At 50.2% G+C, this 23225-nt stretch carries 15 protein-coding genes; 3 read left to right on the forward strand and 12 right to left on the reverse strand.

Going from position 1 to position 23225, the window contains the following annotated elements; translation table 11 throughout:
- Positions 1-194: 194 nt before the first annotated feature.
- Positions 195-1409: an MFS transporter gene (locus PAT3040_RS07145; protein ID WP_108992047.1), complete on the reverse strand. Its 1215-nt coding sequence runs from the start codon at positions 1407-1409 to the stop codon at positions 195-197.
- Between the two features lie 127 nt (positions 1410-1536).
- Here PAT3040_RS07145 and PAT3040_RS07150 point away from each other — a divergent pair, with 127 nt between their 5' ends.
- The gene (locus PAT3040_RS07150) at positions 1537-2340 is read left to right on the forward strand and encodes an AraC family transcriptional regulator (RefSeq protein ID WP_108992048.1); all 804 of its coding nucleotides are present in this window, start codon (positions 1537-1539) and stop codon (positions 2338-2340) included.
- Positions 2341-2419: 79 nt separating this feature from the next.
- Here the strand turns inward: PAT3040_RS07150 and PAT3040_RS07155 are convergent, their stop codons facing one another.
- The 10 genes from PAT3040_RS07155 to PAT3040_RS07200 form a co-directional block, all read right to left on the reverse strand.
- A complete protein-coding gene (locus tag PAT3040_RS07155; protein WP_108992049.1) occupies positions 2420-3178 on the reverse strand; it encodes an N-acetylmuramoyl-L-alanine amidase family protein in 759 nt (252 codons plus the stop codon).
- 163 nt (positions 3179-3341) lie between these two features.
- Positions 3342-4097, reverse strand: a complete 756-nt coding sequence (locus PAT3040_RS07160) for a type 2 periplasmic-binding domain-containing protein (protein ID WP_108992050.1) — start codon at positions 4095-4097, stop codon at positions 3342-3344.
- 104 nt (positions 4098-4201) lie between these two features.
- Positions 4202-5377, reverse strand: coding sequence for a WD40 repeat domain-containing protein (locus PAT3040_RS07165; protein WP_108992051.1), 1176 nt, complete (start codon positions 5375-5377; stop codon positions 4202-4204).
- Positions 5374-6843, reverse strand: a complete 1470-nt coding sequence (locus tag PAT3040_RS07170) for a sensor histidine kinase (protein ID WP_108992052.1) — start codon at positions 6841-6843, stop codon at positions 5374-5376. The genes PAT3040_RS07165 and PAT3040_RS07170 overlap by 4 nt, the downstream gene beginning before the upstream one ends.
- 3 nt (positions 6844-6846) lie before the next feature.
- Positions 6847-7545, reverse strand: a complete 699-nt coding sequence (locus PAT3040_RS07175; protein WP_087567379.1) for a response regulator transcription factor — start codon at positions 7543-7545, stop codon at positions 6847-6849.
- Positions 7546-7733: 188 nt separating this feature from the next.
- Positions 7734-13073 (reverse strand): DUF4838 domain-containing protein, encoded by a 5340-nt coding sequence (locus PAT3040_RS07180; RefSeq protein WP_108992053.1) that lies wholly within the window; start codon positions 13071-13073, stop codon positions 7734-7736.
- A gap of 15 nt (positions 13074-13088) precedes the next feature.
- Positions 13089-15110, reverse strand: coding sequence for a hypothetical protein (locus PAT3040_RS07185; protein ID WP_108992054.1), 2022 nt, complete (start codon positions 15108-15110; stop codon positions 13089-13091).
- A 33-nt stretch (positions 15111-15143) separates the two neighbouring features.
- Complete coding sequence (locus PAT3040_RS07190) at positions 15144-15986, reverse strand: carbohydrate ABC transporter permease (RefSeq protein ID WP_108992062.1); 843 nt, start codon at positions 15984-15986, stop codon at positions 15144-15146.
- Between the two features lie 67 nt (positions 15987-16053).
- Complete coding sequence (locus PAT3040_RS07195) at positions 16054-16950, reverse strand: ABC transporter permease (RefSeq protein ID WP_108992055.1); 897 nt, start codon at positions 16948-16950, stop codon at positions 16054-16056.
- Between the two features lie 96 nt (positions 16951-17046).
- Complete coding sequence (locus PAT3040_RS07200; RefSeq protein ID WP_108992056.1) at positions 17047-18744, reverse strand: extracellular solute-binding protein; 1698 nt, start codon at positions 18742-18744, stop codon at positions 17047-17049.
- 211 nt (positions 18745-18955) lie between these two features.
- Between PAT3040_RS07200 and PAT3040_RS07205 the strand changes: the two genes are divergently transcribed.
- Together PAT3040_RS07205 and PAT3040_RS07210 are read left to right on the forward strand one after the other, a co-directional pair.
- Positions 18956-20680, forward strand: coding sequence for a sensor histidine kinase (locus tag PAT3040_RS07205; RefSeq protein ID WP_108992057.1), 1725 nt, complete (start codon positions 18956-18958; stop codon positions 20678-20680).
- Positions 20681-20699: 19 nt separating this feature from the next.
- Entirely contained in the window at positions 20700-22364 is a 1665-nt protein-coding gene (locus PAT3040_RS07210; RefSeq protein WP_108992058.1) for a response regulator transcription factor, read from the forward strand.
- 79 nt (positions 22365-22443) lie between these two features.
- Here PAT3040_RS07210 and PAT3040_RS07215 read toward each other — a convergent pair whose 3' ends face one another.
- The gene (locus PAT3040_RS07215; RefSeq protein WP_219930245.1) at positions 22444-23208 is read right to left on the reverse strand and encodes an SDR family NAD(P)-dependent oxidoreductase; all 765 of its coding nucleotides are present in this window, start codon (positions 23206-23208) and stop codon (positions 22444-22446) included.
- Positions 23209-23225 lie beyond the last annotated feature (17 nt).

Consider the following 23225-nt stretch of genomic DNA (forward strand, 5'->3'; position numbering starts at 1 on the left):
CCGCGCAGGACGCGGCGAGGAGACAAACGAAAAAAATTCCTGCCATGCCTTCGCCTCCCTCAGAAGGGTGTAGAGCTTTTCCCTACAGTATATGGCGGTCCTCTCCTCCGATATGAGCATCGCATCAAAATCATTCCAGCGCCCCCGAGCTTGCCACATCAGCCCGAGCGTGCCGGATTTTAAGCCGAAGCCTGTCAGGCTCCCCGCATGATCTTGGAATCTCTCGGCAGAAGCAAGGCCAGCAAACCAAGTAGCGGCAAATAGGAGCATGCCTTGATAACCTGCTCGACGCCATGAGAATCGATCATGGAGCCCATGACGACTGAGCCGAGTCCCGCCAGTCCGAAGGATACGCCGAAAAATAGACCGGCAATCGTACCTACATGGCCGGGCAGCATTTCCTGGGCGTATACAATAATGACGGAGAAACCCGACATCAGAATAAGTCCGATTGCGATGCATAGCAGCACGGCGGCCGTCGGCCCCGCGTAAGGCAGCAAGAGCGAAAACGGCGCGGTTCCCAAAATGGAGAACCAAATCACTTTCTGCCGGCCGAACCGGTCGGCCAGAGGCCCGCCGAAGAACGTGCCTGCCATCCCTGCGAATTGAAGAGCAAATAAGCAAATTTGCGCGCTTTTCAGAGAGAGCCCATATTTGTCCATATAGTAGAAAGAATAGTAGCCGGTCATGCCGGCAAGATACACGAATTTCGCGAACAGCATCAGGACGAGCACAGACATGACGTAGATGATAAACGGTTTGCCGAACGTTGCTTTGCCTGCCGCGCCTATCTTTTTCTTAGCGACAGGACGGTCTTTCACATGCTCCCGATACCACTTGCTTACGCGCGTTTGTATGACAATCCCGACAAGAGCAAGCAGGACGAACCAAAGGAAACCGTATTGCCCTTGCGGGCTGATTACGTAGGCGACCATAAGCGGCGCGAGCGCCTGGCCGGTATTGCCTCCCACCTGGAAGATCGACTGCGCGAAGCCTTTGCTCCTGCCGGCGGCCAAGTGCGCGACTCGAGAGGATTCCGGATGCAAAATGGAAGACCCCACCCCGATAAGGACGGACGCAAGCAACAGATAGAGCAGCGATGGAGCGACGGCGAATCCGATCATGCCCAGCAGCGTAAATAACATTCCCAGCGGCAAAAGACTTGGCATCGGCTTCCGATCGGTGTAAGATCCGATTAACGGCTGCAAAATAGACGCCGAGATATTAAGCGCAAAAGCGACCCATCCTATTTCAGCAAAGCTGAGTTCAAGCTTTTGCTGGAATAGGGGGAAAACGGCGGGAACGACGGACTGCATAACATCGTTTAACATATGCGCGGCGCTTACGCTAAGAAGAATGGTGAAAGCCGTGTTCGTACCGGCTTGGGCGACTGCCCCTCTTGGTGACATCGTATGTAGACATCCTTTCTGCCAATGATGTTCTAATGCTACAACCAAGCATGTCACGGCGTCGCTCGCGATTATTGCTCCCTTCGAGCACGAATTGCTATAGCCTAAAAGGGAGACTGGAGAAAACATGCAAATTCAATTAACGCTGCCAGATATAGAAGTTGTTCAAATCGCGAATGCGTTCGAAAACGTTCCTCATACGCATGACGGACATTATCAACTGACGATTCCTACGCACGGCACCTGTTACTTCACGCATGAGAATAAGCAAATGACGCTCGTGCCGGGAGAAGCGCTTCTTCTTCATGCCGATGAACGGCATTGCTTCCATATCGGAGACGACGCTGGAGTCATTATTGCCATTACGGAAGGCGGGCGATTTGACGCCTCTCTTCCAGAGGTACGAGGACGTGACGAGACTGCACTGCGCCTGCAGGTAGAGCCCGGCCTTGTTAAAGCCCGCTTCCGCAGGTGGCTGGATCTGTCCATGCCCTCCGGGGAGCTGCTGGCCGAACAGCAGTCGGAGACGCTGATCCTGAACGAACTGCTCGAGCTCATGCAGGGAGGCGGGGAGAAGGGGCTCCTGTCCGATAAGGAGCAGTCCCCTCAGTTGTCGGACAAACATATTACGCAGGCAGTCGAGTATATACGGGCTCATTACACGGAGGCGATCAAAATCGACGATGCGGCGGCCATTGCGCTCCAGAGCCGCTTCCACTTCATCCGCTCCTTCAAAGCCGCTACCGGCTATGCGCCTTATCAATATGTTCTCCATCTTCGCATGGAGGAAGCGCGGCGACTGTTGAAGGGGACAGCGCATACCGTGATGGAAATCAGCTTTATGCTGGGCTTCTCTACGCCAAGCCAGTTTTACCGGGTTTTCGAGAAGTCTACGGGAGCGACCCCGGAGCAGTATCGTCTACGCCAATAAGTGTGACGACCATAAAAAGAACCACGGCCCAAAGCTGGCGTCGTGGTTCATCTGATCTTATCCCATCTATCCTTCTCGGCTACATACTACTTCCCCTTGTTTGCTCATAGTACGCCTTCAAACCGTCAACGATGGCCCTGGCCATCCGATCCTGCCCTTCTTCGCTCAGGATAGCGGTTTCCTCCGCCACATTGGACAGGTAGCCGGTCTCGATGAGCAGCGAGGGAACCTTGCTCAGGGTGAGTACCTTCAGCTCGTTCAGCCGGATCCCCCGATCCCTGAATCCCATTGCGTCTACGAGTTCTTCATGAATCGCCTCCGCTAGCAGCAGACCATTATCGTATCGATAAAACGTCTCCGAACCAGAGACGCTGCTGTCCTCGTAGGCATTGCCATGAATGGAGACAAAAGCGTCGGCCGGCCAGTCATTGGCCATACCCGCACGATCCTCAAGCTCCACGAACGTATCGTCCGTACGGGTCATCCGGACTTCGAAGCGCGAATCCTCCAGCAGCAGATCATACACACGCTCCGCGATTGCCAGATTGCTGACCTTCTCGAATATTCCGCTGAATCCCGTGGAACCAGGATCCTTACCTCCGTGTCCAGGGTCAATCACTATTTTAAACGTATCCTTCGCCGATTCGGAATCGGAATCGAGGCCTCCCGAGCTGACTTGCTCGGTCTGATTTTCTTTTCCTCCGAGCGTTTTCGGCATCTCTCCGCCATCTCTCGCAAATTGAGTCATATAGAGAAAGATACCTGCAATGGCAACGAGCAGCAGCAGCGAAAGCGTCTTGAATCTGGCCGATCTTGAATATCTTCTGGTTCTTTCCATTAAGATGACGCCCTCCCGAATGTGGATAAATGATGCCTCTACTACGTTATATCATCCAGAAATCATGGGATCGTCTACAACTTGCAACAAAAATGTCTCCAAATAAATTCTAACACGAAAAAAGATAGAGCAGTTCATTTAACCAGATTAAATTTTAAAGCGCTTACTGCTGAAGCTCGTTGACGGGGACTCCGTCAGAAAGCATCCACTGACCCGACATCATAAACTTGATAAATGCCCAAGCTTCTTGTTTTACCGTGGATGCGGCGTTCATCCCGACCGTCGAATCGACATCTTCGGCGAAGCCCCGCTGGAAGAAGGACAGCGGCATCCCGTATAAGCCGCCTCCGACCTTGGCATTATCCAGCATGTTGGCGAAATATTGCTCACGATTAAAAGTCGCATCCCGCTCGATCAGTGTCTCCAGGTCGACAAGCAAGCCGCGCTGCACGTAATGCTCGATCGGCAATAGATCCATCTCCAAAATATCCGGCCCTTTGCCCGCCAGCATCGCCGCATTCGTGGTTTTTACGAATCTCTCCAGATCCTTCTCGAATCTGGAGTCGTTTGTTTGGATATAGTGCAGCTCGATCTCGATATCGGGATGCAGCGCTTCGAACCTGGTCTTCGCTTCCGCGAAGCGGACATCCGGCCAGAAGGTCGCAAATACAACTTTCCGCTTTCCTTTGCCGCCCGATGCCATGCCTTGGCCGGTTCCATGAATTGGGCCTCCGTTCCATGCGGCGCCTTCGCCGCCGGCATAACTTCCGCCTGTAGACGTACCGCTTGCGCCTCCCATAAAATTGCCCGACGAGCTGCCGCCGCCCGCTCCCCTTCCACTGCAAGCAGCCAATAGGATCACGAGCAATAAGACCAGCGCCACGGCCATGATTCCGATTGTCCCTCTTAAGGTTATCATTGTCGAACACACCCTCTCATCCTGATGTCGTCCGGCTTACGCTTGCACCTCTTAAATGTAGGACAATCATGTCACCAAAGCTTGCCCGAGATGTCTACAAGTTGTCATGAACGAAAGTCGATCACGATCTGCTGGAAGCTGTAGTCATCCACAGCCTCGGCTTCTTTCGCCACCGGCTGCAAGGCAGCCGCATCGTCGTAGGGTTTCCGGCCCTGGATGAGCAGGGAGCCCCCATCCGGACTCCATGTCAGCCCATCCGCGACAATGCCTCGGTAAACCGTTGTTTTGTGCAACAGATTGTTCCCTTGCAGCTTCGCTACCTCGACGGTTGCATCAGGGGTTGAGTAGGCGATGAAGGAGCGATCCTGCGACAAGGCAAAATTCCCGACTTGGTCCAGCAGCACGGCATAACCGTCATTGCGGAGATCATAGGCGAACAAGGTGCCGTCCGAGCCGGTAAACGCGACCCGGTCCTGATCGATCCAATCGACCGAACCGTTCTGGTGCATCGTATGCTCATATTGCGGGATAAACTCGCCTTCCTCCAGCTTGCCCAGTACGAAGAACTGCGGCTTTCCCTTCTCTTCTTTAATCACGATTGCGCTTTTTCCATCCTCCGACAGCTTGACGGAATAATAAAACGCAATCTCGCTTGGCTCCGGCATCCTGTACGTTTTTATGGATCCGCTCTCCATATGGTAAGCTCCGATGCCAAGCTCCCCTTGCTCAGTAAAGGTAAAAAACGAAAAGTATGCGCTGTCGCCAGACCATGTAATGCTTCTCGAGCCCATCCTCAGAACGGTGCGGAGCGAGCTCACCTCCTTCTCCTCCCCGCTTTCGAGAGATACAAGCGTCAACGCGGACTCCTGTCCGGCGTCCTCGCTGTAGGAGTACCCGATGAGGTAACGCCCGTCCGTAGACATGTTTCCGATATCGAGAAGATAACCGTCCATTTCGCGAACGCGCTCAGCCTTCTCGAACGGCGTTTTATACTTGTCGACAATGATGTCGCCCTTGAAGCCCCACGTCACGCGGATCAATTCGTCGTTCCCGATCCATTGGAACAAGCCGGCGTACTTGGCGTCCCCGTTCGGGAGCCGGTACAACGCGTCGATCTCGAACGCGTCGCCGCCTATCGCCGCAGGCGTCTCTTCCGCCCCATCCGGTATGATGATCGTTTCTGTTTTAAGCGTTCCCGCGCAGGCGGAAAGCGCAAGCGGCATCAAGACGGCAAGGAGACATGCCGCTCCCGTTATACTCCAATTCCATTTCCGCTTCATACAGTCCTCCCCGCTTTCGCGCCGCGCAGTTCCATGGTTACTTTGTTCATTCCATCTTCGCTCATAATCGTAATTGTACCGCCGAGTTCGTCCATAATCGACTTGGCAATGGCTAGGCCGAGACCGACGCTGCCTTGTTCCCTGGCTGCTCTGCCTTCGGCCCCGAAGGGCTGGAACAAGCTTGCCAGCTTCTCCTGCGGAATCGGCTGGCCCGAATTGGCGATCACGATCCTGACGTTTTCTGCCGCAACCGAGCTTGCCGATGCCAAGATTTCCGCCCCGGGATCGCTATACTTGATCGCGTTGTCGAGGATGTTGATAAACAGCTGGCGGAGCTTGTCCGGTTGAGCCTCTACGAGCAGTTCATTACCGGTCTCGCAACGGATGGCCTTCTTGTAACGCTGCGCCTTGAAAGACATGGCGTCGCATACATCCCTTAAGAGCGATCCGGCTTCGATCCGCCCGCTCTCCTCCCAGCCTCCTTGCTCCTTCGACGTTTCCAGCAGGGATACGACCATGCCGTGCAGCCGCTGGCTTTCGCCCACGATATGATCCATCCCCTTGCGGAAAAACGCGGGATCGCTCTCCCCGTTCTCCCGGATAAGCTCCGCGTAGCCCAGAATGGACGTGAGCGGCGTCTTGAGCTCGTGGGTGACGTTGTCAAAGAAATGTTTGCCCTGCAGATGCAGCTTCTCCAGCCGATCCCGATCCCGTTCGATCTTCCCGATCTGGCTCTTGAGCTGACCGATCATGTCGTTGAAGTTGTCCGCCAGCCGGCCAATCTCGTCGCGCCTGGTTACCTCAAGCCGGACGTCCAGGTTTCCCTGCATGACTTCGGTCGAAGCGCCCTCCAGCTTGGCCAGGGGCACCGAAATATGCCGCGACAGCAAATACGAAAACAGGAACGCGGCGCCAAAGATCGCCAGCGCGATGTAAAAGACAGCGTTCAATATCCGGTCGGATTGCTCATAGAGCAGGTCGAATGGCTTCGAATAACGAAGAATGCCCACCTTTACGCCGTCGATAACGACGGGATAGGAATAATAAACCGCTGCCGTCCCGCCCTCATAGGAAATTGTATAAGCCGTCGCTCCCCGCGTTGCCTGCTTAAGGTCGTCTTCCCCCGCACCCGAAAACGCGGACTCGTCGGAAGCATGGATGAGCTCGCCGTCCACCGTGTAGGCGCTGACCTCGCTCGACATGGCGTACCTCAGATCGCTGATCATTTCCTCCGCGATTTGTCCGAAGTAGATGTCGTCATTGCCGAAGTGATTGATCATAAACGCTTGACGCACATAATTGTTGCTTGTTTTTTTGAGCCCGATCAGATCGTCGGTTATAATCTTCTGATTGCTGGTCTGGATGATATTCGTAACCGTCCAGCTGAGGAGCAGAAACGACACCGCGAAGATGAGGAAAAAACCGACGATGAACTTGGTCCTGATGGACCGGAATCCCCCGCGCATGGATTAATCCGCATCCTTCTCGAATTTGTAGCCAATGCCGAATACCGTCGTAATCAGCTCGCCGACATCAAGCTTCTTGCGCAGCCGCTGGATATGGTTGTCGACGGTTCTCGTCTCTCCGACGTAATCGTAGCCCCAGACCAGCTCCAGCAGCTCTTCTCTCGTAAAGATTCTGCCGCGGTTGCTGCACAGCTTCAGAAGCAGATCGAACTCCTTCGGCGTTAAGTCCACCGTCTCGCCGCGCCTCTTTACCATCCGTTCGCCGCGGATAATCTCGATATGATTAAAGCGCAGCGTTTCTCCGCCGGCCTCCTCCTGCGAGGTTTGGCTCGCTTGCGCGAATCGCCGCAGAATAGTGCGGATCCTCGCGATAACCTCGCGCAGGTCGAACGGCTTCGTGATGTAGTCGTCCGCTCCGAACTCCAGGCCGAGTATTTTGTCGGTAATGTCGGACTTGGCCGTTACCATCAGAATCGGAATATTGTGGCTCGCTGTCACCTTCTTGCAGATGTCCAGTCCGCTGCCGTCCGGCAGCATCCAGTCGAGAATAAGCAGATCGGGGCGGAATCGCTCTACTTCTCGCATCCCTTCGGCGCTGCTCCCGGCGGTCTGCACCTCGTAGCCCTCTCTCGTCAATCCGTATGCCAGCAGCTCCGCGATCGCCGCTTCGTCTTCAATGATCAGAACCTTTGTTTTCTCCATTGGTCGGCGTTCTCCCGTATGCCCTGCTGCAGCAGGGCGAAAGTTTGCCTCCATCATAGCACGAAGTTGTCATCAAGATGTAACGGGCTTCCATTCATCGAAATCCTTTAATCAACAAAAAGCAGTGGCTCCCCGTTAATGGTGAGCCACCGCTGATTAAGTCATTGGATTAACAACCGATTATCCATTCACTTTTTTACCAATGTGATATCATCCAGATAGACTGTCTCGCGGGCTCCGACGAAATCCAACGCTTCAATCCCGATTACGGCCTTGGCGACTGGCGTCCCGTTTATCTCCTCTGGAATATCGACTGTCATTTTCATCTGATACCAATCGCCGCTGCCGACGGTCGCTGACGTGATGAGCGGTCCCGCATACGAGCCCAATTGCGTGCCGTCCGCCGCCTGAATAACTACGAACATCTGAAGCGTCCCGCTTGTCGTCATGCCGGGCGGCTTATAAAGATAAGCGCTGTATTCGTACTGTCCGTAGCTGGTCAACGAGACAGGCTGGCTCGGCCAAATCGCCCAAATCTGTCCGGACAGCTTCAAGCTGTGTTGTCCGGTTCTGGCTTGTTCATCGCTTCTCGCCGTGACACAGGATGCCGGTTGGCCGCCGCACCCATATTGCCAAGGCCGGGCATGAGCATCCTCCCCGTATCCGATTTCGAAGGAAGTATTCTTCAGCACGGAGGCTTGCGGGTCAGCCGCGATGGCAATTTCCGGGCTCACAAGCATGTCCTCGCCCTTATACGTCACCCGATATTTCACCGTTTGCGCCACGTTAGCCGGCGTTATGCTCTGCACGGTTAGCGTAGCTGTATGCACTACTGAATTCCAGCTCACAGCAACCGGATGTTCCGCAACCGCCTCCTGATCGTCGACAATCGCTTGTACGGTGAAGTCTGCCGCAACAGGCGCCATTTCCGGAGACTTGTTGAATACGGCTTGCACTGTTCCGTTCTCGCCGGTTACTGCCGTTAACGATACATCATCAGCCAACCATTCCGTCAAGGCAAAATCGTCCGCATATACCCAACCAGCGCCAATTGGCTTGTAAATGACGATCGTAGCATGGGAGAAACCTTCCGGAGGCGTAAACGTGATCGTATATTTTTTATACTCGTCAGAGTCAACCGTCACGTGGGCTCCTGTTAGTCCAACATCGGGAACGTCCCAGAAATTCATGCCGACCAAATTTAACTCCGTTGCATCCGAAGCTTTCGCATAGAATGTAAGTTTATAGGTTTTTCCGCTTTCAACGAATACATCTTGCTCGACGCTGCTCCCTTTGACCTTCACAGCTTGATTTCCTGAGTATGCCTCATTCGTCAGTTCGGCAACCGTATCAGGAAAATCGAACCACTCCGTCATTCCGTCTTCAAAGCCTGGATTTTTTACGGTTGTTCCGTCCACTGACAGCAAGATTAACTTCATTGCATTCCGAACGGTTGAGGAAGGCGATTCTTCGGCCAGTTGTCCAACACGTCCTGCGATATCGCCATCTGGATGAGCTTTTATCCAATTTGAAAGCGCATTTGTTTCTTTGCTCGAAACAACTCCCCAATTAAGCGGGCCTTTATATTGGTAAAACAACTCATACGTCATATAATCGGCAAATTCCGCAATAAGCGTCTTCCTTAGATCCATCTTGGCGATTCTGTCTAGTATTTTGTTCAGTAAATCCGTCGCTTCAGCATCACTTCCCGGCTCGGCAATCTCGGCTTTCATGTCCGCATAGCTCAGCTTCGACAACTCATAAAATTCAAACATTCGCAGCAAGTCTTGCGCCCGCTTCTTCTGTTGCTGCGTCTGCGCCTTGGCAACAACGGATTCAAGAAGCTGCCTGCTGGCAGCTAAATCGCTCTCCGATATGTCTCTCAAATAATCTGGAGAGAGCAAAGGCATAAAGTTAGGTCGTTCCGATGCATTCTTCCACGATAAATACCATTCGGTATCGAATATGTCCTGCTCCCAAAATCTTTGCCAAAATGCATAGTAGGCCTTAAGATCTGCCGCTGCTTCAGGTCCAACTGCCCGTTCGTACCACTCTTCAAGCAATGCGTCTACATCCTGTTGCGGATCCCATTGCAGTTTGGCTGACAAGTAAGGCTTTGGCCCTTCACCGAAATTGGCATACAGCTCGCTATAGTAAGCGCCTACTCCCATAGAAGCCGCATACTGGTATTGGTCTGCCATCAGTTGGAACGGCGTTCTCGGCAGCACGTAGGGCGAACCAAACAGGTAATCATAGAAGGCTACAGTCGCCCCCACTTGCGTCCACGATTCTGTCAATTCGTACGCGATCTCCCGCATGTCCGGATCTCCCCATGAGACACGCTCGTCGGTAATATAGACGACAACTCTCGGATCAAGCTGTACGTCAGTTGGCGGATCGTAAACATTTAAGTACGCATATGTGCCAATATATTTATCTGGATGCTTGGCGAAGACGCCTTTCGATACTTGATCTACCCAATCGAAATAAATATCCGACATGTCGACCATTCCGATTGAATTCAGCTTGGCCGAAGGATCGGCAGGGTCTGCCTCGCAAAATGCCGTTGTATCATTTATCCCTAACGAGTAGGAAGTAGCTTCCGGATGCTTATCGAAATAGGCATTAATAATATCGATCGATTCGGCAACGATCCCATTTGCTTGAAAACAAGGATGTTCCGTTTCTATATTTTTATCCAGCGCATTCGGTTTATAAAATTGAGGGTATTGGGCGACTGGAAGCATTCGATATAAGTTATGTGTGAACTCTATGCCTCCATACATTTGCATTCGCAGGTTTCTCGCCCACTCGGCACGAAGAGGCAGCTCTTCAAGTTGTTCTTCGAAATTTCTAGTGAAAAATGCCGGTTCTTGCTTCACGTTATCGCCTATCGGGACGGCCAAGCTTGTCGCCTGCGGAACGTCTTCCCATTCTTCCCCCGGCATTAACCAGCGTACGCCTACGTAACGTTCCAGAAATTCGTCGACACCATACTCTGTTCCCCACGCGGCCTTACCAGCAATCGTAATTCGTTGACCACTCTGATGAAATACAAATCCGTCAGCTCCCATGCCATCAAGCAATGTGGATTGCTCCTGAGCAGACAAGCCTTTCTTGCCGACATAAATCTGAGTCCCTTCGTACTGGTCGGGCAAATCCTGCTCGATCGGCTCTCCGTTGCCGCTCACGGGAGCATCCTGATCGATTGCATCCGCATGGACTAAAGTTGCATCGTCGATGTAGACGACTTCACCCGCAGCGAAATTCGTGCCCTCAAATCCTACCAGCGCTTTGACAACTTGTTTCCCATCTATCTGTTCGGGAATTTCAAAAGTCAATTTCATCTGTTCCCAAGTGCCGTTGCTCACGGTCGGTTCCGTGGCTGTTCCCAAATACTGTTTTAGCTGCATGCCGTCCTCCGCCTGAAGATTGACGAACATTTGGACCGTCCCGCTTGTCGTCGAACCTTGCGGCGAATAGAAATAAGCCGTGTATTCATACTGTCCGTAATCGGTCAACAAGACTTTCTGGTTCGGCCATACCAGACTCGTTCCGGACAATTTCAAACTATATGTTCCGGTTCTGGCTTGTTCAGCGCTTCTCGCCACGAGACTGGCCGGCGCTTCGAAACCGCCGTTCCAATATTCCCAAGGTTTAGCATTGTAATACCCCGCATATCCCGCTTCGAAGGAGGGGTTCCTGAGCAATGAACCATGTGGATTGGCAGGAATGATGATCGTCGGACTGGAGAACGTTTCCCCATCTTTGTTTCTGACCTGATATTTCACAGATTGCTGCACATTCGCCTTTTCGACGCGCCCAACAGTTAATGCTGCCGTCTTCGCAGCCTCATTCCAAGTTAAGCTGGCCGGGCGTTCATTTTCTGTCGCTACGCCGTCAATAATCGCCTGTACTGAGAATTCCGATGCAGCAGGCGGAGTGGCGGGCGTGTTAAAGTACTCAATATGAATAATTCCGTTCTCGACTGTCACTTTGTCTGAATTCAGACGATCAACGAGCAAAGGCAGTTCAACACCCGTCGATTTCTTGATATACTTGATCAACTTGCGAGCGGCATCTCTCGTCTGATCGTCGGTCATGCTGCTGATGACCACCGAAGCTGCGGCGCTTCCCGCATTTACGATTTTCAGCTCCGTGTCCGGTTCCGGACTCGGTTCCGGGCTTGGGTCCGGACCTGTCGGAGTAGTCGTACCCGAACCGGATGAGTTGTCTATCCGATCCTTGTCTACAAGCTTCGCTTCTATCGTAACCGTTATCTGAGTGCCAAAGTTTACTTTATCAGGCCATTTACTCAAATTGGAACCGCTAACATAAATGTTTGCAATATTAATCGTCCCGTCACCCGTTACGGTGGCGATCGCGTCGAAAGTAAACGTCTCCACGACTGTCCCCGTTTTCAACACGACATTGACTCTGACGCCTGCCTGGCGAACTTGCCCGAATCGGCCCAACAGAACGATTTCCCGCGATTGGGCGGAATCCCTTACATTGACCTCCACGCCGTTAAAGCCGTCGCTCGCGTCGGTCAGTTCTCCTTCTTCCAGAATACCTCCGCTCAGCATAAGAACATTGGCAATACGGGTTGCGCCGGAGACAAAAATCCGAACCGGGCCGTCTTGCTTGTTTACGACAAGTGTTCCCGTCAACCGGGAATCCTTGATTTTCACACTGTTGCTCCCGCCGCCGAACACAAACGTTTTACCTTTAACCGTTACACCGTCCAGCACAATATCTCCTTCGCCGACACCTTGCGTAATGTAGAGGTCGCCGGCGATCACGAGATTTTTCAGTTCGACGCTAGCGGTGTTCACAACCACATTGCCTGCATAATCCCGCTCATAAGACCCTTTACTCCGAACGAGAGAACCCATGACGTTGTTGATCATTCGCACGGTCTCCGCTCTTGTGATGCGCTCTTGCGGGGCGAAGCGATTCCCGTTTCTGCCGCTAATGTATTGGCGGTGGTGCAGAGAAGCAACTGCCGCAGACGCATAAGCGGAAATGTTCGCTTCATCGCTGAAGGCGGACCTTTCCCCTGCAGACGCGGCATCCTCCAATTGAAAAGCGCGCGCAAGTATAACAGCCGCATCCTGCCGCGTAATGGCAGCTTCCGGATCGAACTTGCCCTTGCCAATTCCTTGAATCATGCCGGCAGCATACACATTCGCAATTGCGCCGGCGTACCATGCGCCGCTCTTTACATCCGCGAACGGATTGGTTTCTGCCGCCTGCTCTGGCAAATTAAATACGCGATAGATGAGCGCTGCGAACTCTGCTCGCGATATCGCATCGTTCGGGCGGTAATTTCCTGCGCCGTCTCCGGTTAACAGTCCGTTATTCGCCCATTTCGTCATCGTATCCTCCGCCCAATGTCCGGTCAGATCCGATTGAACGCTGACTTCCTCGCTTGCCGCTGCACGATCGGCAACTTGCCCCCATAGCGATACCACCATACTCACTACGATTACGATCGGCAACAAACGCCGATTGATCGCCTTTGTCATTCTTGTACCCTCCCTTCAAAATATAAAGCGGTATGTTTCGAATGATGCATGATCGGGCACGCTGTTTCCTTGCAAGGTAAGACGAACGCCGCCATCCGGATGTTCAGAAACGCTTGCATCGGCTTCCGCCCATACCCCCTCGCGAGAGAGCTGTTCCACTTTATCAAGCTTGCGACGAGTCGGAATCCAAAGAGCAAGAGACGGGTATGTCTCCAAGCTGAAGTTGGAGAGTCCGAGCAGCACTTCCTTATCATCTTCCCACCATACTGGATAAATATTGACGCCGAATTCGACCATGGCCGGGAATTCGCCTGCTGTCAGATAGGACATAACTTGTTGATACAGCCATTGTCGCCCTGTCTCTTTCAACAAGCCCCCTGTATGCGGTACAACCACCATTGGATATGGTTCTCTCGTCACTACGACGCCTGAGGATTGTCGATTGCCGAGGTTATCATAAATTTCCGACCATTCCTCGGCTCCTTCTTCTGCCGACAGGATATATTCCGTGTGCATCGGCATATAAAGCCAAGCGACTAGATCCTTGTTTCGCAACCAATCCGGCGCATGAGGAGCAACGATACGCTCGACTGTGGTTCGATGCGACATATCCCCCTTCTCTACGCGGATCGGACTATTCCTCATGATACCTCGCTTGCACAGATGATAATAGGCTTCGGAAGTGATCACTGTTCCTTTTTCCAGCCAGGACGTTAATGTTTCTTCCGGATAAGCCATCGCCTCTTTCATTGTGATCAATGTCGGTATATGGCTGCCTGGCGCAACAGGTATACCGATACGGGTAAGCGAATGATTAAACCGCATTGACGGTTCGTCGCTTAAATCCATGCCGGCGATCACATCAGGCTCGCTAGGGAAAGGCAGCGATGTTCCTCTCCGCACTTTCCCGGACACGGCGTTGGCAACAGCTTGCAAATAATCTTTTAAAGGACCCAGCGTTTTTTGATAATTGCCCGACACATCATCAAAACCAAGGAAGCCGTCGTTAATGCTTAAGGTCAATCGCGGACTGAAACTTATAGACAGTACATAAAGCTCCAAAGCAAGAGCGCGTGCGGATTTCCCTCCGATGGTCCAAGGGAATTGCTCGATTTCGGAGCTGAGTTGGCTGGGCTCCGTGATCATGGCAGCCAACGCGTCAAACGTCACGCAACGATCAAGAATGCCTGGCAGATGCTCGTCGGTATAGCTGGCGCCGCCGAGCCTGACATGCGGCTCCGGCTTGTTCTTTGTCCTGAGCGCTTTGATCTCGGCATCCAAATGACGACCGTGACGCAGCATCATTTCAATCGTATTGGTCATCAATCCCATCTGAATGTCAGGATTGGCTGATTCGCATGCCTCGCGGAGCAGAACGCCAAACTCGACAAGAATATCCTCCTGGAACGCCCGCCAGTCGCGACGAAGCTGCAACTCCACAGGCGTGCATCCTAGAGGGTCCTTTAGCAACGCCTCGTTGATTTCATCACGGCCATATGCAACTCCCATTCTATTGGAAAACGCCTCCATATGCCGATCACAGAAGCATAGAAACGAATCCGTTTGAGCGCGGCCAAACAATCGAAAATCGTCATCGATCCATACCGCATCGACATCCAGCGAGGCAAACAACTTGTAGGCCTCGTAAATATAGGAACGAAATTCCGGACAAAGCGGACACGGACAGCCATGTTCGACTCTGCCTTTCCCATCGACCATATCCGTAAATGACTTGGCATGTTCGGCAGGCAGCATATTGGCATGACCCAGAGTCACGTAATAGTTGACCATCGGGCTCATCCCGGCGGCGCGAACTTCGGCGAACCGTTTAGCCATCAAAGGCAGACGCTCGCGCAGACTCTCAAGACTCGGATGATTGGCTTCCAAATGCGTACTAAACGCCATAACCGCATCAGCGCGAATGTTTTTGGCGTAGGCCATAAATGACTTCCACAGCGCATCATCCTGCAAAATGGTAAATAGAGGGCGCAAAATATATTGCACCTTCTCCGGTTTAGTGTTCGAATTGTTCATCATTGTTCCATTCCTTCCCACAATATCCTGTACGTCTTATTCTTTTACACTGCCTAACACAATTCCCTTGATAAAGAATCGTTGCAGAAACGGATAAATGATTAAGATCGGAAAAGCCGCTACAAAAATTTGCGCCGCCCGACTTGTCCGATTATTCATCAGGGCATTCAACTCTGCCTGCTTGGGCGTCAAATAAGCGGGGTCCAATTTGATAATAATGGTCTGCAGAAAGCTCTGCAGCGGATAATGTTCGGTACGATTCGAAAGAATCAGACCATCAAACCAACTGTTCCAATGACCAACTACAGCAAACAAAAGCAATGTAGCCAACGCCGGCATGGAGAGCGGAACGAAAATTCGCCACAGTACAGTAAAATATCCTGCGCCGTCCAGCTTTGCAGATTCCTCAAGCTCCTTGGGCAAACCTCGAAAAAAGTTAAGCAGAATAATGACATTAAAGATCGGGACAGCAGAAGGAATGACAAGCGCCCAGATGGTATCCAGCAACCCTGTATCCTTAATGATCATGTACCATGGGATCAGCCCGCCGCTGAACAACATCGTAAAAACAAAATACCAGGCGTAAATCGTTCTCCCCGGAAATTGGCTATTTTCCTTCGACAGCGGGTAGGCGATCAAAATGGTCAGCAGCATGTTGATCGTTACACCGATCGCGACCCGTTTAATAGAAACCCAAAATGCAACCAGGTATTCTTTTTTTCCAAATACATTTTCATAGGCGGCAGTCGTCCAATCTACAGGCCAGAACGTCACTTCTCCGGCGGTTACGGCGGAAGCGGAACTGAAAGACAAGGCCAAAATATGGAGCATAGGAAGGACGCATGTAATCGCCAGGAGCAACAACAAAAAATTGTTCATAATGGTAAACAGGCGATAACTTTTCGATACTTTAACAGCCACTATATTCCCCCCTAATTACGCTGTTCTAAAAGATGCGATAATTCGCAAATCGGTAGGCCAAGACATAGGACAATGATATAAATAGTAAGGAAACAACAGACTTAAACAAGCCTATCGCTGTAGCAATGCCATACTGCGCTTTCTGGATGCCGACACGGTACACGTAGGTATCGATAATATCGCCAGTCTCGTATACAGGTATGCTGTACAAATTGAACACCTGATCAAAGCCGGCGTTAAGCACGTTTCCAAGACTAAGCGTACCGAGCAGCACAATGATCGGCAGCATTCCAGGCAATGTAACGTGCCAGGTCTGACGCAAACGATTTGCTCCATCTATTTCTGCGGCCTCATACAACACCGGATTTATGCTCGTCAACGCAGCCAAATACACGATTGTACTGAAGCCGAATTCCTTCCAAATGTCGGAGAATACCAATGTAAAACGAAACCAGCGATTATCGCCGAGAAAAAAAACCGGGTCCACCCCGAATACTCCGAGCAACTTATTTACAATCCCCTGCGAGGGAGACAAAATATCAATCAGAATGCCGCCCAATATAATCCACGACAAAAAGTGGGGCAAATAAATTAGCGTCTGAACAGTCCGCTTGAAAACTGCTTTTCGAACTTCATTAAGCATGAGGGCCGCGAAAATGGGCACAATCATTCCGGCTATCATCTTCATCAAAGCAATAATAATCGTATTGCGAATAATCTGCGAAGTGTCCGGGAGGGAGAGAACAAATTCGAAATTATCCCACCCTATCCAGGGCGAACCCCAAATTCCTTTGTTCGGCATGAACTTCTTGAACGCAATGATCAGACCGGCCATCGGTCCGTAGCTATAAACGAGAACCAGCAAAAAACCAGGCAGAATCATCAGATGCAGAGGCCAATATTTTTTCACTGCGGCAATCATTTCTCTGTCTCCTTCCTCTATGTTACTGAAAGCAAGCGGGCGAGAAGACGGTTATTCACATCTTCTCGCCCATCCCGATGCTCTCACTCCATCCTGTTACTGCATGTTTGCATACCAGTCATTTACTTCTTCCGTAATCTTTTCTCCGCCCAGTTTGTTCCATTCTTCGACAAATTTATCAAATTCGTCAATGGAGGCGCTGCCGATGATGATTTTCGCAAACATTTCCTTCTCTTTCGTCTTTAACAACTCGTCGCGTTCGATCATCGTTGGAGTTGCGGTGCCATAAAACTCATTGAAATGATAGCGGTCCTCCTTGAAATACTCGTACATTCTGGTAAATGCTCCTTCTTCGCCGGCTATTTTGCTTTGCAGCCAGAAGGTCGTATCTCCCGCTTCATACTTTTTAAGCTGCTCATACCGGTTCTTAAGGTCACCGCTCCACTCGATTGCCGAAGGGTCATTCGTCTTGAGCGCTTCCGTGATGTGTTCCCCGCCCTGAATGTAAAGATCTTGCAGGAGGACCACAAGCGGATTGACGGCCCATACTTCCTTCCCTGTCTCTTTCAGTTCTTTACCAAAGCTGTAAACAGCGCGCGGTTCGCCTTCGGCTGGCAATCCTCCAGTCAAAACGCCAACCCAATGATTCAGCAGTTTGAACACAGCTTCCGGATTTTTTGCGTTTTTGTTGATGACGTAGAAGGAGTTTACCGTTGCCGATACTTGCGTCATGCCGGGTTTATCGTCAATGGAAGGGATCATGTACACTCCCCAGTCCTGCGTCACTTTATTATCCTTGACAACTGCGTCTTGCAAGGCGGCGCTGTACCAGAACTGGCCAAAGATCAGGCCCAAGCGGTCGTTTGCTATATATTCCACATTTCTTGCATCGTCATTAACAGCGGCTTCCGGGTCAATTTGTCCGGCTTTATAAAGATCCTGCAGTTGTTTTAATGCAGTCTTTACTTCCGGTTGTACGCTGCCATAAACCAATTTTCCCGAGCTGTCTTTCACCCATTGCCCAGGATAAGCGTGGTAACCGTTAAGAAAGCCCAACGGTTGGCTTATCGTTTCCTTATTCAGTCCCAGACCGAACACTTTCCCTTTGCCGCCGGAGTCTCTCGTCGCGAACGCCTCGGAAATGGCCAATACATCCTGCATCGTCTTCGGTTCAGGCAGATTCATTTCTTTCAGCCAGTCTTTGCGCACCCAAACCATTTCCGCGCTGTTAAAAGGACTGTTCGTCTGCGGGATTGCCATCAGTTTCCCGTTAAAAGTCGCAGACTTCATTTGTTTACCGCCGTCGGATGTCAACATTTTTTTTGTTTTTTCATCGGCATACTTCTCATACGCTTCCGTCAAATCCATGACCATGTCGGATTCGACCAAAGTCGTTAAATCCTCAGCCGATACCAAGAAAAAATCCGCCAGGTCATTGGCTGCGATGCTGATCTTGAGCTTGGAATGATACTCCTTGCTGTCCACAACCCAATTATTTTTAAGTGTAATTCCCAAATCTCTTTCATAAGCATCGTAGATGGCGTTTTTATCCATCGTTTCCTCTGGATAAAAATACTCAGGCACGTTGCCTCTAAACGTCGTTAATGTAATCGGAGGATCATATTTACTATTCATATCGATTTTTTCTTCAACAGCCGGAGCCGATTCTACCGGTTTCGATGTTGCGTCATTTTGTCCTTGCTTGTCCCCATTCGTGCCGCTGCATGCCGCCATTGCCGGAAGCAAGGCGACCATACAAGAAAGCGCAAACCTTTTTGTTTTGCTGAGACTCATATCATTTCCCCCTTAAATTGTTGTACATCTGTCTGACTGATCTTTACTATATACTCAGAACTCTCCTACAACCATAAGCTTTCCTAAACTTTTATATACATCTATAAACTACTTTCAATAGCTTCGTCAGTCAGCCTGTTTACAACTTGACGATCCTTTGGAAAAACTCTTATGATGGTTCTACTGTCAGAGCGGAGGGAGTGTCGTTTGTATGAGAATATCCATATTCATCAAACTAACCCTCGTCTTTTTGGGTGTTTTACTGCCGTTCTACGCAATGACGCTGCTGATGAACGTAAAGGGCTCGCAAAGCATTCATACGGAGATCAGCCATTCGGTAAACAGCCGAAACGCATTTTATATGCAAAATCTTGAACAGGAAATCAACCGCCTCTCCCAAATATTTTATGAATTTACGGTAGACAAGGACCCGATGCTCATCGGTGTATCAGAAAACTTGCACGCATTGGATTTGCAAGATAAAGTTAAAGTTTTACAAAAAAGATTGATTATGGTCAGGTCATCCAGCACTTTTGTAAACAAACCAATGATTTACTTCCCCCTTATGAATAAGATGATCACCCCTAACAGCGTGTACGACTATAACAAGCTTGATAATCCTGATGAGGTAGACAGACTGTCCAGAAACGTAGACCCTGGCCGAATCTTTCAATTGGAGGACGGGCGATTATTCCTGAGCATGCGTTATCCAATCGACATCAATTTCGAGCGCCAACCCTTGTTTGTGGTTATGATGGAGCTTTCTGCCGATCAATTAAAAGACAGCTTGCGTAATATCGTCAGTCCGCAGCAAGGCGATTTTCTGCTGATCCACAGGTCGGAAGACTGGATGCTTTCCAGCACCCAGGATGATACGATATTGCAAAATCTGAAAGTGCTTTCCGAGCATGATCGAACAGGGGAGGCTCTTTCCGGAGCAGGCTCTGTAAAGCTGATGACGACAACCTATTGGAAATCGTTTATTACATCGGACAAGCTCGATTTATCTCTGTTCGTCTATATTCCGGAGGAGAATATTTGGGGTCAGCTAAGGAGTTATGAAAAGTGGGTATGGGTCATTCTCGTCCTATCGATTGCTGCGATTATTCTGCTCGCTTTAACCTTGTACAGAATGATTCATAATCCGCTCCGAGTGCTTGTTTCCGCTTTTCGCAAGGTGGAGCAAGGCCGGTTTGGGCCAGTTGCAGTAAAAGCGACTCGAGACGAATTTCATTATTTATTTGCAGGATTTAACCGTATGGTCTCCCAGTTAAACATTTTGATTCATGAAGTGTACGAAAAGGAAATCAGCTCGCAAAGATCTGAATTAAAAAGGCTCCAGGCACAAATCAATCCACACTTTCTATATAATTGCTTTTTTATTATGGGCGGCTTAATTACGGATAAGGAATATGACAAGGCGGCTGCATTTAACTATCACTTACGCGATTACTATCGATTCATCACGAAGAATGAAGAAGACCTGATTCCGATGGAAGAAGAAATGAAACATACGAAGACCTATGTAGATATTCAGACCATCTGCTACGGAGATCGTATTGACGTAGAGATAGAGCCGCTCCCCCACCAGTTGGGAAAAGCGCTTGTGCCGCGCCTGATTATTCAGCCGATTATCGAGAATGCTTATAAATACGCGCTCGCCGCTCACACCTCGCAAGGGGAATTATGGATTCACTATGAACGGGAAGATAACATCGTGAGCGTAATGGTTGAGGATAACGGAACGAACATCGATGATGACCGTATCGCCGCCCTGTCCGCCCAACTCACAGCGGCAGTCGTGCCACAGGAAGAACCGACCGGATTAATCAATGTGCATCGCCGCTTACAGCTTATGTTCGGCCAAGACTGCGGCCTGATTTTCTGCAGATCTCAACTAGGCGGCTTATGCGTAATAATCAAAATGAAGCAGTAAAAAATGAGGAGGAACCGGCATGTACCGAATGATGGTTGTGGACGATCTCCCTATTATTGTAGATCGCCTCGTAACGTTAATGGATGAATGCAAACCATTGGAACTCGAAATGTACAAAGCCTATTCGGCTTTTGAAGCCATCGATATTCTCAAAAAAATCAAAATCGACATCGTGCTGACTGATATTAAGATGCCTGGAATGGAAGGTATCGAGCTGCTTCATAAAATTCGTGAATATTGGCCTGGCTGCAAAGTCATTTTTCTGACGAGCTATGGGGAATTCCATTATGCGAAAGCCGCTATCTCTGGCGGAGGATTTGATTTTATCCTCAAGTTTGAAAGTGACGAGGTTATTATCAAAGCCATATTAAAAGCTGTGTCGGCGCTCGACGACGAGTATGCGACAATCAAGCAGCTTCATGAGGCGCAAATGCAAAAAAGACAGGCGGTCCCGCTTCTGCAAGAGCAGGTTTTGTACAATTTGCTGCATGGAAAAGGAGAGTTTCGCCGCAGCAAAGAACAATTTAGCCAGACTGGAATCACACTGAATGGCGAGCTTCCCGTATATGTACTTGTGGGCAGAGTAGACGACTGGGCCGCAATTACCGGGACGACAGATCGAAAATTGCTGCTCTATGCCGCGCGGAATGTGACAGAGGAGCTGCTCCGTGTATCCGTCGATATCGTATCGGTTACCGTCGAAGAATCGAGAATGGCTTGCCTGCTTCAACCCAAGGCGATCTTGAGCGACGGGCATCAGGGGGAAGTAGCTGACGAGGTGTGGGAACGGACGTTTTTCTTTGTCTATGAATCCATCCCTTCCATTCAGTCCATATGTCGCGATTTACTTAAGGTTTCGTTTTCTTTTGCACTTGGGAAACAGCCTGTCATGCTTAGCCAACTATCGGAAATGTTTGACCTTCTCCGCTCTCAATTTTTGAGCCAAGCCAGCGCGGGCAAAGAGCTTAGGCTTACGAATCGGACCGCTTCGGACACTGACAATCCGCCAGCTGCCACCGCCAAACATAAAATGCAAAGCTTCGTGATCAAAAAAATAGAGCTGCTGGCGCACTATTTGAAAAACGGAAAAAATGAGGAATTCGACAGGCTATTCGAGGAAATCATGGTCGAAACGAGTCGCGAATCGGTCTCCGGTTTTTTGAAGCTGGAGGTCTATCACAGCTTTGCCTCCATATTTTCGTCCTACTTCCGTCTTCATCCGCCTGATTCTGCTCTATCAGCCAGGATCGAGCTTGGCAAACTGACGCAAGCGAACCCGGAGGACTTGTCTTGGGAGGAAATAAAAACTTACTTTTCCGCAATCGCCAATCAAATCTTTGCACACAAAGGAGAAGTAGAAAAGCCTGGCAAGGAAAATATCATTTTATGGCTAAACGATTTTATCGAGAAACATATTGAAGAGGATTTATCGCTGACGCGACTGGCTGAAATCGTCCATTTGAATCCCGTGTATTTATCGCGCTTGTATATTCAGGAAACGGGAATCGGGATTTCCGATTATGTAAATGTGTGTCGCCTGGAAAAATCAAAAGAACTGCTCAAAAATACACACTATAAAATCTACGAAATTGCTGAAAAGGTAGGCTATGATTCGGTTTTGTCGTTTATTCGTTTTTTCAAAAAGCAAATCAATATGACCCCTCAGGAGTATCGTAATTCCTAATTAAACTTATTCCGACAGCAAAAAGCATTCAAGGACAATCAATAACCTTGAATGCTTTTTAGCTTCGAACCGTAGCGCCCTAGTGCATCACCCAGCCACCGTCTACGTTTAACGTTTGGCCTGTCATAAAATCACTGTCAGACGAAGCAAGAAAGATAAAGCAGCCTGCCATATCATGCGGCAGCTGCCGCCGGGGAATCGCTTGCTCTTGCTCCAAATAAATCCTTGTTTCTTCTTGTAAGGAAGCATCCGGGAAATCAAGCAATTCCTGTTCCGTCCTAACTGCACCAGGCGATATCGCATTAACGGTAATTCCATCGCCCCCTACTTCGCGGCTCAAAGCGCGAGTGAAGCCGATGACGGCTCCTTTGGAAGCAACGTAATGAACAAAATCTTTCTGACCGCGGAAAAAAGTTACAGAGGCCACATTAATAATTTTACCGTACCCTTTGCTGCGCATATAGGGAAAAACGGCTTTACTCGTCAGGAAACAGGATTTGGCATTGACGGCCTGCACCTTGTCCCATTCTTCTCCAGTAATTTCATGCCAGGTTTTACGCGGATAAATGCCCGCGTTATTAACGAGTATGTCCACGCCTCCCCACTTTGCTCCTATTTCCCGAATCATACTCCCGATCTGTTCTTCATTGCTGACATCCGCACAAATAGCGATTGCCGTTCCGCCATTTGCTTCGATCTCCGCCACGACTTTCTCGGCTTTTTCCGAATTGCCTATATAATTGACAACTACCTTGGCCCCCTCGCGGCCAAAAGCCAGACATACTTCTCGACCAATCCCGGTAGCGCCGCCTGTAACCAAGGCGACCTTATGCCGTAAACGCATGATCACTCCATCCTCCC

The organism is Paenibacillus agaridevorans, from assembly GCF_003112455.1.
Lineage (GTDB): Bacteria > Bacillota > Bacilli > Paenibacillales > Paenibacillaceae > Pristimantibacillus > Pristimantibacillus agaridevorans.